The 13,245-nt window shown below is 47.4% G+C and carries 14 protein-coding genes, 1 pseudogene and 1 riboswitch; of the genes and pseudogenes, 14 read left to right on the forward strand and 1 reads right to left on the reverse strand.

Features of this window, described 5'->3' with window-relative positions; translation table 11 throughout:
- Positions 1–34: 34 nt before the first annotated feature.
- The 5 genes from MHB78_RS07750 to MHB78_RS07770 all read left to right on the forward strand — a co-directional run bounded on the left by MHB78_RS07750 (position 35) and on the right by MHB78_RS07770 (position 6,187).
- Entirely contained in the window at positions 35–1,012 is a 978-nt protein-coding gene (locus tag MHB78_RS07750; RefSeq protein ID WP_046131936.1) for an electron transfer flavoprotein subunit alpha/FixB family protein, read from the forward strand.
- Positions 1,013–1,192: 180 nt separating this feature from the next.
- Positions 1,193–1,507 (forward strand): thioredoxin, encoded by a 315-nt coding sequence (gene trxA, locus MHB78_RS07755; RefSeq protein WP_003184189.1) that lies wholly within the window; start codon positions 1,193–1,195, stop codon positions 1,505–1,507.
- 145 nt (positions 1,508–1,652) lie between these two features.
- Positions 1,653–3,425 carry an excinuclease ABC subunit UvrC gene (uvrC, locus tag MHB78_RS07760; protein ID WP_046131937.1) on the forward strand — a complete coding sequence of 591 codons (1,773 nt, stop codon included), beginning with the start codon at positions 1,653–1,655 and terminating at the stop codon, positions 3,423–3,425.
- A gap of 63 nt (positions 3,426–3,488) precedes the next feature.
- Positions 3,489–3,670, forward strand: a riboswitch (Lysine riboswitch).
- Between the two features lie 143 nt (positions 3,671–3,813).
- Complete coding sequence (locus tag MHB78_RS07765; protein ID WP_046131938.1) at positions 3,814–5,046, forward strand: aspartate kinase; 1,233 nt, start codon at positions 3,814–3,816, stop codon at positions 5,044–5,046.
- 112 nt (positions 5,047–5,158) lie between these two features.
- Positions 5,159–6,187, forward strand: coding sequence for a site-2 protease family protein (locus MHB78_RS07770; protein ID WP_046131939.1), 1,029 nt, complete (start codon positions 5,159–5,161; stop codon positions 6,185–6,187).
- 74 nt (positions 6,188–6,261) lie between these two features.
- Here MHB78_RS07770 and MHB78_RS07775 read toward each other — a convergent pair whose 3' ends face one another.
- Positions 6,262–6,705: a YslB family protein gene (locus MHB78_RS07775; RefSeq protein ID WP_046131940.1), complete on the reverse strand. Its 444-nt coding sequence runs from the start codon at positions 6,703–6,705 to the stop codon at positions 6,262–6,264.
- Between the two features lie 304 nt (positions 6,706–7,009).
- Here MHB78_RS07775 and MHB78_RS07780 point away from each other — a divergent pair, with 304 nt between their 5' ends.
- From MHB78_RS07780 to racE, 9 genes and pseudogenes are all read left to right on the forward strand, one after another.
- Entirely contained in the window at positions 7,010–7,618 is a 609-nt protein-coding gene (locus tag MHB78_RS07780) for a succinate dehydrogenase cytochrome b558 subunit (protein WP_046131941.1), read from the forward strand.
- Positions 7,619–7,651: 33 nt separating this feature from the next.
- Positions 7,652–9,415 carry a succinate dehydrogenase flavoprotein subunit gene (gene sdhA / locus MHB78_RS07785; protein WP_046131942.1) on the forward strand — a complete coding sequence of 588 codons (1,764 nt, stop codon included), beginning with the start codon at positions 7,652–7,654 and terminating at the stop codon, positions 9,413–9,415.
- Entirely contained in the window at positions 9,412–10,176 is a 765-nt protein-coding gene (sdhB, locus tag MHB78_RS07790) for a succinate dehydrogenase iron-sulfur subunit (protein ID WP_046131943.1), read from the forward strand. Before sdhA ends, sdhB begins: the two co-directional genes overlap by 4 nt.
- Before the next feature lie 59 nt (positions 10,177–10,235).
- Positions 10,236–10,693: pseudogene (locus tag MHB78_RS07795) on the forward strand (thioesterase family protein).
- An 18-nt stretch (positions 10,694–10,711) separates the two neighbouring features.
- On the forward strand, positions 10,712–10,879 hold the full coding sequence (locus tag MHB78_RS07800) for an SDR family NAD(P)-dependent oxidoreductase (RefSeq protein ID WP_254416523.1): 168 nt from the start codon (positions 10,712–10,714) through the stop codon (positions 10,877–10,879).
- Positions 10,880–10,914: 35 nt separating this feature from the next.
- Positions 10,915–11,391 carry an SDR family NAD(P)-dependent oxidoreductase gene (locus MHB78_RS07805; protein WP_269082054.1) on the forward strand — a complete coding sequence of 159 codons (477 nt, stop codon included), beginning with the start codon at positions 10,915–10,917 and terminating at the stop codon, positions 11,389–11,391.
- A gap of 187 nt (positions 11,392–11,578) precedes the next feature.
- On the forward strand, positions 11,579–11,803 hold the full coding sequence (gene gerE / locus MHB78_RS07810) for a spore germination transcription factor GerE (RefSeq protein ID WP_003184172.1): 225 nt from the start codon (positions 11,579–11,581) through the stop codon (positions 11,801–11,803).
- 162 nt (positions 11,804–11,965) lie between these two features.
- Complete coding sequence (locus tag MHB78_RS07815; protein ID WP_046131998.1) at positions 11,966–12,409, forward strand: MarR family transcriptional regulator; 444 nt, start codon at positions 11,966–11,968, stop codon at positions 12,407–12,409.
- A gap of 7 nt (positions 12,410–12,416) precedes the next feature.
- The gene (gene racE / locus MHB78_RS07820; protein ID WP_082094146.1) at positions 12,417–13,241 is read left to right on the forward strand and encodes a glutamate racemase; all 825 of its coding nucleotides are present in this window, start codon (positions 12,417–12,419) and stop codon (positions 13,239–13,241) included.
- The last annotated feature ends 4 nt before the right edge of the window (positions 13,242–13,245 follow it).

Raw genomic sequence — 13,245 nt, forward strand, 5'->3', positions numbered from 1 at the left:
AAACACGGTCATCAAAATACAGGGGGAAACGGATATGAGCAAAAAAGTTATCGTATTGGGAGAATGCCGGGACGGCGCATTAAGAAATGTCACCTTTGAAGCCATAGCCGCGGGAAAAACGATCTCCGAAGGGGGAGAGGTGGTCGCGGTTCTGATCGGAGAAGACGTTTCAGATTATGCAGGCGAACTGATCCATTACGGCGCTGACAAAGTGCTGACGGCCGAGGACCCGCTCCTGAAAAACTATACATCTGACGGTTTCGTGCAAGCGTTTATGCCGATATTGGAAAAAGAAGAGCCGGATGCAATCATTGCCGGGCACACATCAGTGGGAAAGGATTTTACGCCGAAAGTTGCTGCCCGCCTTGGTACAGGGCTGATCTCAGATGCGATCGACGTCAGTGTGGCAGGCGGAAATGTCGTCTTTACGCGGCCGATTTATTCGGGGAAAGCGTTTGAGCGGATCGTTTCTGACGATGATACGATTTTTGCGACGATCAGACCGAACAACATCTCGCCGCTCGCCAAAGATGAAAGCCGGACGGGACAAGTCGAAAGCGTTCCGGTCAAGGTTGCCGATATCAGAACGATCATCAGGGATGTCGTCAAGAAAACGTCTGAAGGCGTTGATTTGTCAGAGGCGAAAATTATCGTCGCCGGCGGACGCGGCGTGAAAAGCGAAGACGGCTTTAAGCCGCTTAAGGAGCTTGCCGATGTGCTTGGAGGCGCGGTCGGAGCCTCGCGCGGGGCGTGTGATGCAGATTACTGCGACTATTCCCTGCAGATCGGGCAAACCGGAAAAGTCGTCACGCCCGATCTTTACATCGCCTGCGGCATCTCGGGAGCAATTCAGCATCTCGCCGGCATGTCAAACAGCAAAATCATCGTCGCGATCAACAAAGATCCCGAAGCCGATATTTTCAAGGTTGCGGACTACGGCATTGTCGGAGATTTGTTTGAAATCGTCCCGCTTTTGACGGAGGAATTTAAAAAGCTCATCGTCAGCGCATAACGGGCCGGCCTATGACGGGCCGGCTTTTTATATAGGCACATTCCGCCCCGGGTGAAAATAACATAGGATAGGTGTAAAACTTTGCAGATAGGGAAACGTAAACTCAAGCAATATGTTAGCGTGAACCAAAGGGAGATGCTATACTAAAAAGCATAATTTCACAATTGGAGGAATGAAAGAATGGCTATCGTAAAAGCAACTGACCAAACATTTTCATCTGAAACAAGCGAAGGCGTCGTACTTGCCGACTTCTGGGCACCTTGGTGCGGACCTTGTAAAATGATTGCGCCTGTACTTGAAGAGCTTGACCAAGAAATGGGAGACAAACTGAAAATCGTAAAAATCGATGTTGACGAAAACCAGGAAACAGCCGGAAAATACGGCGTCATGAGCATCCCGACTCTGCTTGTGCTGAAAGACGGCGAAGTTGTCGAAACATCTGTCGGCTTCAAGCCGAAAGAAGCGCTTGAAGAGCTTGTCAACAAACATTTGTAATATAAAACGAGAAAAAGGCGATTCCCAAGGGGATCGCTTTTTTCATACGATCCCGCTTTCTTAAGGACCTCTAATTGTGGAGAACGTGTGGTCGCCCGTGGTAAACTAAAAGCAAGTAAAACGCCGAAACAAGGAAGGATTTTTGATGAATAAAACGATCAAAGAAAAGCTTGCCCTTCTTCCTGATCAGCCGGGCTGCTATCTGATGAAGGACAGACAGCAGACCGTGATCTACGTCGGGAAAGCGAAAATATTAAAAAACAGGGTCCGCTCTTATTTCAGCGGGTCCCACGATGCCAAAACGCAAAGGCTTGTCAGCGAAATCGAAGACTTTGAATACATTGTCACTTCGTCAAACATCGAAGCGCTGATCCTTGAGATGAACTTAATCAAAAAATACGACCCAAAATATAATGTGATGCTGAAAGACGATAAAAGCTACCCATTTATCAAAATTACGAATGAACGGCATCCGAAACTGATCGTAACAAGGAAGGTCAAAAAAGACAAAGGCCGCTATTTCGGACCCTACCCGAACGTGCAGGCCGCCAGGGAAACGAAAAAACTGCTCGACCGCCTGTACCCGCTCAGAAAATGCGCGAAGCTGCCTGACCGCGTCTGCTTGTACTATCACCTCGGCCAGTGTCTGGCGCCGTGCGTCTATGACGTAACAGAGGAGACGAACAGAGAGCTGACGGAAGAAATCACCCGCTTCTTAAAGGGCGGCTACAGCGACGTGAAAAAAGAACTGGAAGCGAAAATGCTTGAAGCATCGGAGAACCTCCAGTTTGAAAGAGCCAAGGAATACCGCGATCAGATCGCCCATATCGAGTCGACGATGGAAAAACAAAAAATGGCGATGAACGATATGGTTGACCGCGATGTTTTTGCGTACTCGTACGACAAAGGGTGGATGTGCGTCCAGGTCTTTTTCATCAGGCAGGGAAAACTGATCGAAAGGGATGTCAGCATGTTTCCTTTATACAGGGAAGCCGATGAAGAATTTCTTACGTTCATCGGCCAGTTCTACTCCAAAAACAATCATTTTCTTCCGAAGGAAATTTTGGTGCCGGACAGCGTCGACAAAGACATGATCGAGGAGCTTTTGGATGTCAAAGTCCGCCAGCCGAAAAGGGGAGCGAAGAAAGACCTGCTTCTCCTTGCCCATAAAAACGCGAAGCTTGCCTTAAAAGAGAAGTTTTCGCTGATCGAACGCGATGAAGAGCGGACGATCGGCGCGATCGAACGGCTCGGCAAAGCCCTCGGAATCTACACGCCGTACAGAATTGAAGCGTTCGACAACTCGAATATTCAAGGGACGGACCCGGTTTCGGCGATGGTCGTGTTTCTTGACGGAAAGCCGAATAAAAAAGAGTACCGGAAGTATAAAATCAAGACGGTCGAAGGGCCTGACGATTACGCCTCCATGCGCGAAGTCGTCAGAAGGCGGTACACGAGGGTGTTGAAAGAAAATCTGCCCCTGCCCGACTTGATTTTGATCGACGGAGGGAAAGGACAGGTTTCAGCCGCGCTCGATGTACTTGAAAACGAACTGAGCCTCGATATTCCTGTAGCCGGCCTGGTAAAAGACGACAAGCACAGAACATCGAACCTCCTGATCGGTGATCCGCTTGAGATCGTCCGGCTTGAACGGAACAGCCAGGAATTTTATTTGCTTCAGCGCATTCAGGACGAGGTGCACAGGTTTGCGATCAGCTTTCACAGGCAGCTCAGGGGAAAAAGCGCTTTCCAATCCGTTCTCGACGGGATTCCCGGCGTCGGGGAGCAGCGGAAAAAGCGGCTGTTAAAGCACTTCGGCTCGGTCAAAAAAATGAAGGAAGCGAGCGTCGAAGACATCCAGCAAGCGGGCATTCCGCTGAAGACGGCCCAATTGATTTTCGAGGCGCTGAAAAAATAACATTGACTTTTTGCAGGAATCTGATAGAATTTGTACTAATTTCATAATAAGATCGTGTGATATGGTGAAGATAGAGGTGCGAACTTCAAGAGTAGGCTTTCTGAGAAAGGTGGATTTCGATGATGAAAGCTGAAAGGGGAGCGTCGCCGAAGCGGGTAAAAATCCATGCGTTTTATCTGCTGGCTTTACATTGAATAAATGTGAGGCTGTCAAGAAAGTCACTTTCTTGGAGAGCTATCTCGTTGTTTAAGATCATCGGCGCAGTTTGTCGGTTAAAGCAATGAGGGAATTCTCTCATTGCTTTTTTGTTTTTCGCGAACAAACCGCAGATCCGGCTTTCCTCTTCATACATAGCCAAACACGACTGAAAACAAAAAGGGTGGTATATATGGGTCTCATCGTCCAAAAATTTGGCGGAACTTCAGTAGGATCAGTGGAAAAAATCTTAAACGTTTCAAGCCGCGTCATCGAGGAAAAAAAGCGTGGCCATGACGTTGTCGTCGTCGTGTCTGCCATGGGGAAATCGACCGATTCCCTCGTCAGTCTTGCCAAGGAAATCACCGAACAGCCGAGCCGCCGGGAAATGGACATGCTGCTTACGACCGGTGAGCAGGTGACGATTTCTCTCTTGACCATGGCCTTGCAGGAGAAAGGATATAAAGCCGTTTCATATACCGGCTGGCAGGCGGGCATCCAAACCGAAAACATTCACGGCAATGCAAGGATCATCGATATCGCGGCGGCAAGGCTGAAGGAGCGCTTGAAAGAAGGAAAAATCGTCGTTGTCGCCGGATTTCAGGGTGTCACAGAAGGCGGGGAAATCACCACGCTCGGAAGGGGAGGCTCCGATACGACGGCGGTCGCGCTCGCTGCCGCTTTAAAAGCCGATAAGTGCGATATTTACACAGACGTGCCGGGCGTTTTCACGACAGATCCCCGCTATGTCAAAACGGCGAGGAAGCTTGACGGCATTTCCTACGACGAAATGCTGGAGCTTGCCAATCTTGGCGCAGGCGTCCTGCATCCGAGAGCTGTCGAATTTGCGAAAAACTATCAGGTCCCGTTAGAGGTCCGTTCTAGCACTGAAAAAGAAGCCGGAACATTAATCGAGGAGGAATCATCCATGGAAGAGAATTTAGTCGTCAGAGGGATTGCATTTGAAGATCAAATTACGCGCGTCACGGTTTGCGGCCTGTCAAGCGGGCTGACGACATTGTCGACGATTTTTACAACGCTCGCAAAACAAAACATCAATGTCGACATCATCATTCAATCGGTCACAAGCACGAGCCAAACGTCGATATCCTTCTCCGTGAAAACGGAAGACCTGTCAAGAACCGTTCAGGTGTTGGAGGAATACAAAGACGCGCTGCAATATGAGCGGATTGAGACTGAAAACAGACTAGCCAAAGTGTCCATCGTCGGTTCCGGCATGATTTCCAATCCGGGCGTGGCAGCTGAAATGTTCGCCGTGCTTGCCGAAAAAAACATCCAGGTCAAAATGGTCAGCACGTCCGAGATCAAAGTCTCAACCGTGATCAATGAAAACGATATGGTAAAGGCCGTTGAATCATTGCATGATGCATTTGAATTGTCAAAAATCAGCGTTCCGGCCAATTAAATCAGCATCCTGGAGGGTCAACTCCAGGATTTTTTATGTGAGGAATGTGAAATTTGTGTTAATATTGGCACATTGAGGATTTTAGCTGATAAGGAGAGTATGGAATCATATTATGACTGCATTGGTACATAGCATAGGCCCATTGGCCGTCGCAGCAATCGCCAGCATTGCCGTACACGAGCTGGGGCATATCCTTTTCGGGCGGATCGTCAGGCGCAAGGCCGATTGGCTGGCAATCGGGCCGCTCATCATATATAGAGACGGGAAAATCTTATTTCGCTGGAAGCACAAATATTTTGGCGGAGCCGTGTTTTTATACGGTGAAGCCATTACAAACAAGGAAGCGTACCGTAAAGAAAAAATTAAAGCGGCAGTGAGTCTTCTAGGAGGCCCGGTCACAAGTTTTCTGTCGGGATTTGGTTTTCTGTACGCTGGTCAAAACAATGAATACGCTTTTTATTTTGGCATTTTCTCAATTTTAATAGGAACAGGCACACTGCTATTTACGGATGGACTTCCTGCCATTCTCATTTTCACGAACAGCCTGTATGCCTATTATTATTTTTTGAGTGTAGAATTGATGACTTCCAAAGAGGAAAAGCAATTTGATTTTTTGCTGAAGGAATTGAGGGGCGAGCTGCAAAAGGTGAAAGCGGACTCCATTGAGAAGATCAGCCTGACTTGTTTGGGTGCATTGTATTTTTATTCATATTGTTCTCAAATCAATTTTAATATGACAAGCCGAGAAGGAGTAAAAATTCACCAATATATATTGAACGAAATTAAACATAAAGGGCTTGGCATATTCAAAAATAAGCAAAAAAGGTCTGTATTAACCGCCATTGTATATCTGGAAGAAATGAATTTATTAATGGAAGGTAATGCGGAGGCTGCTGAAACGCTGTATGCAAAGCTGGCTGATGCTGATGACCGCCGTTTATATGAGTTAAAGCGCGACGCCGTCATCAAGCAGGACGACAAGGCAAAAAGCCTGTATATCAGCGAATTGCAATCCGATGTATTTAACAGAAATACAATACTCCTTAAAATCGAAGAGGAATTTGTTCAAAAAGCAGGCGAATACATGACGGATGTACGGGGAGAAAGGTCGTGTGTGACGGATGGGAACGCGGAAATGTAACAACATCATACCGGGACAAAAGTCTTGTTATGATAAAAAGGGCTGCATCATATCCGGCAGCCCTTTTTCATGTATTATGCCGGATCTTTCAAATCCCACTTCACCGTCAACACGACTTTTTCGGCTCTTTTTTTCACCTGTTCGTATGACTCGGCGATGTGCTCGTTCATCTGCTGGATTTGTTCGGCGATAAATCCGGCTTCAAGCTGAAAGCAAGGCTCTTTTTGAAATTTGAGACGATTGGAGACCAGCGGGCCTTCCAGTTCAAATTCGAGTTCCTGTTTTTTTGAATGGACCATTGTGAGCGTTCCCCATCCCGCATCATGAAAAAACGCAGGGATATCCTCCCATGATTCGAGCGGGAACTTTCGGGCGAGGTTTTTCCCGGCCCAGTACATCATGTCGGCATAGTCTTGTCCCAGCATATCCGGAAGAACCACTTCCCTGATTAATTCATAGGCATATGCGGAGACTTCCAGCTCTTTTAATTGCGCTAAGTTTGCTTCATATTTATTCATATCCAATGTCTCCCCTCTTTCCTCCGTATATTATAGCTTAAATGGGGCCGAAGATTATAGCGCGGACATGCGTTTTAACAGAAAAAAATTTGATATATTTATATTTTAATAAAATAAAATTTTCTGAAATATAATTAAATATTAGAAAATTTCAATTTATGTACGCGTTTTCTTGACGCCTATTTCTCATAGGAGTAAAATGAAATTGTCATAAAATCTTAACAAAGTGCGATATTTGAAACAGGACGGGGATAGGAGACCTTTCAATTTTTCTGCACTTTTCAACTACTAGGGGGTAAAGCAATTGGCCGGGAACAGAGAATTTGTGTATCGAAGATTGCATTCTTTGCTTGGCGTCATACCGGTTGGCATTTTTTTAATCCAGCATTTGGTTGTCAACCACTTTGCGGCAAGAGGAGAAGAGGCATTTAACAATGCCGCTGGTTTTATGGAAAACCTGCCGTTCAGGTACGCTTTGGAAATCTTCGTGATTTTCCTACCGCTGATTTATCATGCTGTTTATGGTGTATACATAGCGTTTACAGCGAAAAATAATGCGAGCCAATTTGGGTACTTTAGAAACTGGATGTTCGTGTTGCAGCGGATTACTGGAATCATTACCTTAATTTTTGTCAGCTGGCACGTCTGGGAAACGCGGATTGCCGCCCAAATGGGGGCAGAAGTAAACTTTGACATGATGGCTGATATTTTAAGCTCCCCGATCATGCTCGGCTTTTACATTGTAGGTGTCCTTTCAACGATCTTCCACTTTTCAAACGGTTTATGGTCGTTTGCTGTCACTTGGGGAATTACTGTCTCCCCGCGTTCGCAGCGAATCTCCACGTTTGTGACAATGGGAGTCTTTGTTGTGCTGTCCTATGTAGGGCTGAGAGCGATTTTGGCATTTGTGTAAAAGAACTAGATTACTAGAGGGAGTGGGGCTGGCATGAGTAACTCAAGCATTATCGTCGTCGGCGGAGGACTCGCGGGTCTGATGGCGACCATTAAAGCTGCGGAAGCAGGAACAAACGTAAAACTCTTTTCGATCGTCCCTGTGAAACGGTCGCATTCTGTATGCGCGCAGGGCGGAATCAACGGTGCGGTCAATACGAAAGGCGAAGGAGACTCTCCTTGGGAGCATTTTGATGATACGGTTTACGGCGGTGACTTTTTGGCCAACCAGCCGCCGGTTAAAGCGATGTGCGAAGCTGCGCCGTCAATCATTCACCTGCTCGACAGGATGGGGGTCATGTTCAACAGAACACCGGAAGGGCTCCTTGACTTCCGGCGCTTCGGGGGAACGCAGCATCACAGAACGGCATATGCCGGAGCAACGACGGGCCAGCAGCTTCTGTATGCGCTCGATGAGCAGGTTCGCCGTTTTGAGGTCGAAGGACTTGTTTCAAAATACGAAGGCTGGGAATTCCTCGGCGCCGTACTTGATGACGAGAGAACGTGCCGGGGGATCGTCGCGCAAAACTTAACGACGATGGAAATCGAATCGTTCCGTTCTGACGCCGTCATCATGGCGACCGGCGGACCCGGGATCATCTTCGGAAAATCGACAAACTCCATGATCAATACGGGATCAGCGGCTTCGATCGTCTACCAGCAGGGTGCATATTACGCAAACGGAGAATTCATCCAGATTCACCCGACGGCCATCCCGGGAGATGACAAGCTGCGGCTGATGAGCGAATCGGCCCGCGGGGAAGGCGGACGGGTCTGGACCTATAAGGACGGAAAACCTTGGTACTTCCTTGAGGAAAAATATCCGGCATACGGAAACCTCGTGCCGCGCGATATCGCGACACGCGAAATTTTCGATGTATGCGTCAGACAAAAGCTCGGAATCAACGGCGAAAACATGGTGTACCTCGATCTTTCCCATAAAGATCCGAAAGAGCTTGACATCAAGCTTGGCGGAATTATCGAGATCTATGAAAAATTCATGGGGGACGACCCTCGCAAGCTGCCGATGAAAATCTTCCCTGCGGTTCATTACTCAATGGGCGGACTTTGGGTCAACTACGACCAAATGACAAACATCCCGGGACTGTTTGCCGCAGGAGAGTGCGATTATTCGATGCACGGCGCAAACCGCCTCGGCGCGAATTCGCTCTTGTCCGCGATTTACGGCGGCATGGTGGCCGGGCCGAAAGCCGTTGAATACGTCCAGGGGCTTGAAACATCCGCCGAAGACCTGTCTTCTTCTCTATACGAGTCTTATGTCGGAAAAGAAGAAGAAAAATGGGAGGGCATCATGAAGATGGACGGCAATGAAAATGCTTACGTCCTTCACAAAGAGCTCGGCGAATGGATGACGGACAACGTGACGGTCGTGAGGCACAACGACATGCTTCTGAAAACGGACGAAAAAATCCAGGAGCTTATGGAACGCTACCGCAACATCAATATTAACGATACGGCGAAATGGAGCAACCAAGGGGCCGCATTCACGCGTCAGCTGAGAAACATGCTGCAGCTGGCAAGGGTGATTACGATCGGCGCATACAACCGGAACGAAAGCCGCGGCGCCCATTATAAACCGGATTTCCCTGACCGAAATGACGAGGAATGGCTGAAAACGACAATGGCGAAACATGCTGGCGATTTTGAAGCCCCGAAATTCCATTATGAGGATGTCGACGTTTCATTAATCGCACCGCGTAAACGGGATTACACGAAGAAAAAGGTGGCGAAATCATGAGTGAAAATAAGACAATCAGGTTTATCATCACTCGTCAGGATACATCGGAATCCAGTCCTTACCAGGAAGAGTTCGAAATTGCTTACCGTCCGAACATGAATGTCATTTCCGCTTTAATGGAAATCAGAAGAAATCCGGTTAACGCAAAGGGAGAAAAAACGACGCCCATCGCCTGGGATATGAACTGCCTCGAAGAAGTGTGCGGCGCCTGCTCCATGGTGATCAACGGAAGGCCGCGACAATCGTGCACAGCGCTGATCGATCAGCTTGAACAGCCGATCCGCCTTGAGCCGATGAAAACATTCCCGGTTGTCAGAGACCTTCAGGTCGACCGGAGCCGGATGTTTGATTCATTGAAGAAAGTCAAAGCATGGGTGCCGATCGACGGCACATACGATCTCGGGCCTGGACCGAGAATGCCGGAAAAAAGACGGCAGTGGGCGTACGAGCTGTCAAAATGCATGACATGCGGCGTCTGCCTTCAAGCTTGCCCGAACGTTAATGATAAATCAAGCTTCATGGGTCCTGCCCCGCTTTCGCAAGTCCGCCTGTTCAACGCCCATCCAACAGGAGCGATGAACAAATCGGAGCGGCTTGAAGCGATTATGGGAGACGGCGGCCTTGCCAACTGCGGAAACTCGCAAAACTGCGTGCAGGCATGTCCGAAAGGAATCCCTCTCACAACATCGATCGCTGCATTAAACAGGGATACAACCGTTCAGGCGTTTAAAAACTTCTTTGGAAGCGACAACACGGAATAATGAGAACGCACCTCTTCAGTTTTGAAGAGGTGTTTTCATGATATAAGGGGATGAATAAATTGAAATTGCCTTCATATATTGAGGGGTCATTCGACAAATGGCGCCAGTCGTTTTCCTTTTTTGAAAAGGTGTCTGTCCGTTTTTCGGAAACGGATATGTTCGGACATATGAACAATGTGACACCGTTCATCTATTTTGAAGAAGCGAGAATTTCTTATTTCAAACATCTTCAGGCGATGGATGACTTAACAGTCAGCCGGACGATTCCTGTCGTTGCAAGCCAGCAGTGCGACTACCTCAGGCAAGTCATGCTCCATGAGAACGTAAACATGGCGTCAAAACGGCAGCTCTCGGACAAACGTCGCTCACGCTCCATTACCTGGCGGAAAACGAAGCGGGGGTTCCTTGTTTTACAGGAAAAGCCGTCATGGTTCAAATTGCAAGGGATACGGGGAAACCCGAAAGCTGGACAGACGAACAAAAAAACAAATTGTCAGGTTCATTTCCTGAGAAATAATATGCAAGGAGAAAAGAGATGAAGAAAGCAGCGGTGATCGGCGCAAGTTCCGGCATCGGGAGAGAGCTTGCAAAACAGCTGTCAGAGAGCGGTGTTACCGTCGGGCTTGCTGCAAGGCGGGAAGAACTGCTCAAAAAACTTCAGAATGAACTGCCCAACCCCTCATATATCAAAAAGTTGATGTAGCCGACGCTAAAACGACGAATATACTGTTAAAGGATCTGATTGATGAGATGGGACAGGCGGACGCCGTCTTCATTTGTTCAGGTGTCGGCTATACAGAAAGCGAACTCGACCGGCAAAAGCAAAAAGAAACGATTGATGTGAATGTATTGGGGTTTGCCGTATGTGCAAATCTGTTTCTCGATCATTTCGTCCAAAACGGACGCGGCCATCTTGTCGGCATCTCATCGATTGCCGCATTAAGGGGAAGCGGATCAGGCGCCTTATACAGCGCTTCAAAAGCCTTCGTCTCAAATTATATAAAAGGCCTGAGAAGAAAAATGAAAAGCACGGGGGCCGACATCGTCGTCACCGAAATTCAGCCCGGCTTCGTCAACACTACGCTTGCCAAAGGGGAGAGGCTGTTTTGGGCGGCTTCTCCTGAAAAAGCAGCTGCACAAATTCTTAAGGCTGTCCGAAAAAAGAAAAAACACGCTTATATATCAAAAAGGTGGCGGATCATGCCTGGATTTTGAAGTGCATTCCTTAATGGAGGCGGTTTGTCCCGCTGTTTTTCGAAAAAACGAAAAATAGGTGTTAGCGGTTACCCTTTTCTCCTTCGGAAACGTCACCGACTTCAGGGATGTTTCATATGATATCACGACTATATCGAAACCCATTCGTTTCAGATCAGCTCTCACCTAGCAAGGAGGGTTACAATACTTGAAGGAGAAAGAGTTTCAATCAAAGCCGCTGCTAACAAAGAGAGAAAGAGAAGTGTTCGAATTGCTCGTTCAAGACAAGACAACAAAGGAAATTGCAAGCGAGCTCTTTATAAGTGAAAAAACTGTTCGTAATCACATTTCCAATGCCATGCAAAAATTGGGAGTGAAAGGCCGTTCGCAAGCTGTTGTTGAACTTCTTCGAATGGGTGAGCTAGAGCTCTAAATTGCGCCGGTATTCCTTCTTTTGAAAAAGAAGGGAACCGGTTATTTGTTTTTTCCGGAAGCAGCATATTCATGTGCTTAGTCTTGCAATTTTTGCAGAAAAGAAGGAAAATAGACTCGGGTGTTGTGAAATAAAACGACGAGTTGAGCGAGGTTTTAGCACATGAATACGAAAGCTTCTTTGAACCATATTGCGGATATTGAAAAATCGCTCCGCCATATCGCGGGCATTATTAAGCAAAAAGGAAGAGAAATTCTTACTCAATATTCGATTACACCCCCGCAGTTCGTCGGCTTGCAATGGCTGTATGAATACGGGGATATGACGATCGGCGAGCTATCTCACAAAATGTATCTGGCGTGCAGCACCACGACAGATTTAATTGACCGGATGGAAAGAAATAACCTCGTTGAACGTGTGAAAGATCCGTCAGACCGGAGGGTTGTCCGGATCCACCTTTTACCGGAAGGGGAGCGGATCATTCAAGAGGTTATTCAAAAAAGGCAGGATTACTTGGATAACATGCTAGAAGCGTTTTCTGAAGAGGAAACAGCCGTTTTTGAAAAATTATTAATCAAACTTCAGCAGGAAATGAATAGAAAATGAGGCGATTTTGTTGGATCAACCGATAGGAGTCATCGATTCGGGTGTCGGCGGTTTAACCGTGGCAAAAGAAATCATGAGGCAGCTGCCGAAAGAAAACATCATATATCTCGGAGATACGAAAAGATGTCCGTACGGTCCGCGGGACAGAAAAGAAGTTCTTTCATATACATGGGAAATGACAAATTACCTGTTATCCCGTCATCATATTAAAATGCTCGTGATCGCCTGCAATACGGCAACCGCCATCGCGCTTGAGGACATCAGCCAAACGGTTGGCATTCCCGTGATCGGAGTGGTGCAGCCCGGAGCAAGGGCGGCTATTAAAGTGACGGAAAATCAGCGGATCGGCGTCATCGGAACGGAGAATACAATTAGAAGCGGAGCATACGAAAAAGCGCTGCTTTCATTAAACGGCGATCTCACGGTCGAAAACGTAGCCTGTCCGATGTTTGTTCCATTCGTGGAAAGCGGCAAATTTTTGGACGAAACGGCTGATGAAATCGTCAGGGCTTCGCTGTATCCGCTCAGGGATTCATCCATTGATACGCTGATCCTCGGGTGCACGCATTACCCCATCTTAAAAGAGCCGATTCAGCGCTACATGGGCGAACGCGTCAACATCATTTCTTCAGGTGATGAGACGGCGAGAGAAGTCAGTACGATTTTATCCTACAACGGTTTATTGAACAAAAGCTCGCTTTCGCCTGAACACCAATTTTTCACAACCGGAGATCGAGAACGATTTAAAAAAATCGCAAACGATTGGTTTGGCTACGACGTAAAGAATGTGAACAGCATCACGATTGAAAAAACAGCTGTAAAAGAGTACTAAACAT

It is taken from the genome of Bacillus sp. FSL K6-0138, from assembly GCF_037982765.1.
Lineage (GTDB): Bacteria > Bacillota > Bacilli > Bacillales > Bacillaceae > Bacillus > Bacillus glycinifermentans.

What these genes read in the sequence shown, in the direction of transcription:
- uvrC (WP_046131937.1), top strand. Translation starts at nt 1,653, where the DNA reads ATGAATAAAACGATCAAAGAAAAGCTTGCCCTTCTTCCTGATCAGCCG.
- sdhB (WP_046131943.1), top strand. Translation starts at nt 9,412, where the DNA reads ATGAGTGAAAATAAGACAATCAGGTTTATCATCACTCGTCAGGATACA.
- MHB78_RS07765 (WP_046131938.1), top strand. Translation starts at nt 3,814, where the DNA reads ATGGGTCTCATCGTCCAAAAATTTGGCGGAACTTCAGTAGGATCAGTG.
- sdhA (WP_046131942.1), top strand. Translation starts at nt 7,652, where the DNA reads ATGAGTAACTCAAGCATTATCGTCGTCGGCGGAGGACTCGCGGGTCTG.
- trxA (WP_003184189.1), top strand. Translation starts at nt 1,193, where the DNA reads ATGGCTATCGTAAAAGCAACTGACCAAACATTTTCATCTGAAACAAGC.
- MHB78_RS07815 (WP_046131998.1), top strand. Translation starts at nt 11,966, where the DNA reads ATGAATACGAAAGCTTCTTTGAACCATATTGCGGATATTGAAAAATCG.
- MHB78_RS07775 (WP_046131940.1), bottom strand. Translation starts at nt 6,705, where the DNA reads ATGAATAAATATGAAGCAAACTTAGCGCAATTAAAAGAGCTGGAAGTC.
- MHB78_RS07770 (WP_046131939.1), top strand. Translation starts at nt 5,159, where the DNA reads ATGACTGCATTGGTACATAGCATAGGCCCATTGGCCGTCGCAGCAATC.
- MHB78_RS07750 (WP_046131936.1), top strand. Translation starts at nt 35, where the DNA reads ATGAGCAAAAAAGTTATCGTATTGGGAGAATGCCGGGACGGCGCATTA.
- MHB78_RS07800 (WP_254416523.1), top strand. Translation starts at nt 10,712, where the DNA reads ATGAAGAAAGCAGCGGTGATCGGCGCAAGTTCCGGCATCGGGAGAGAG.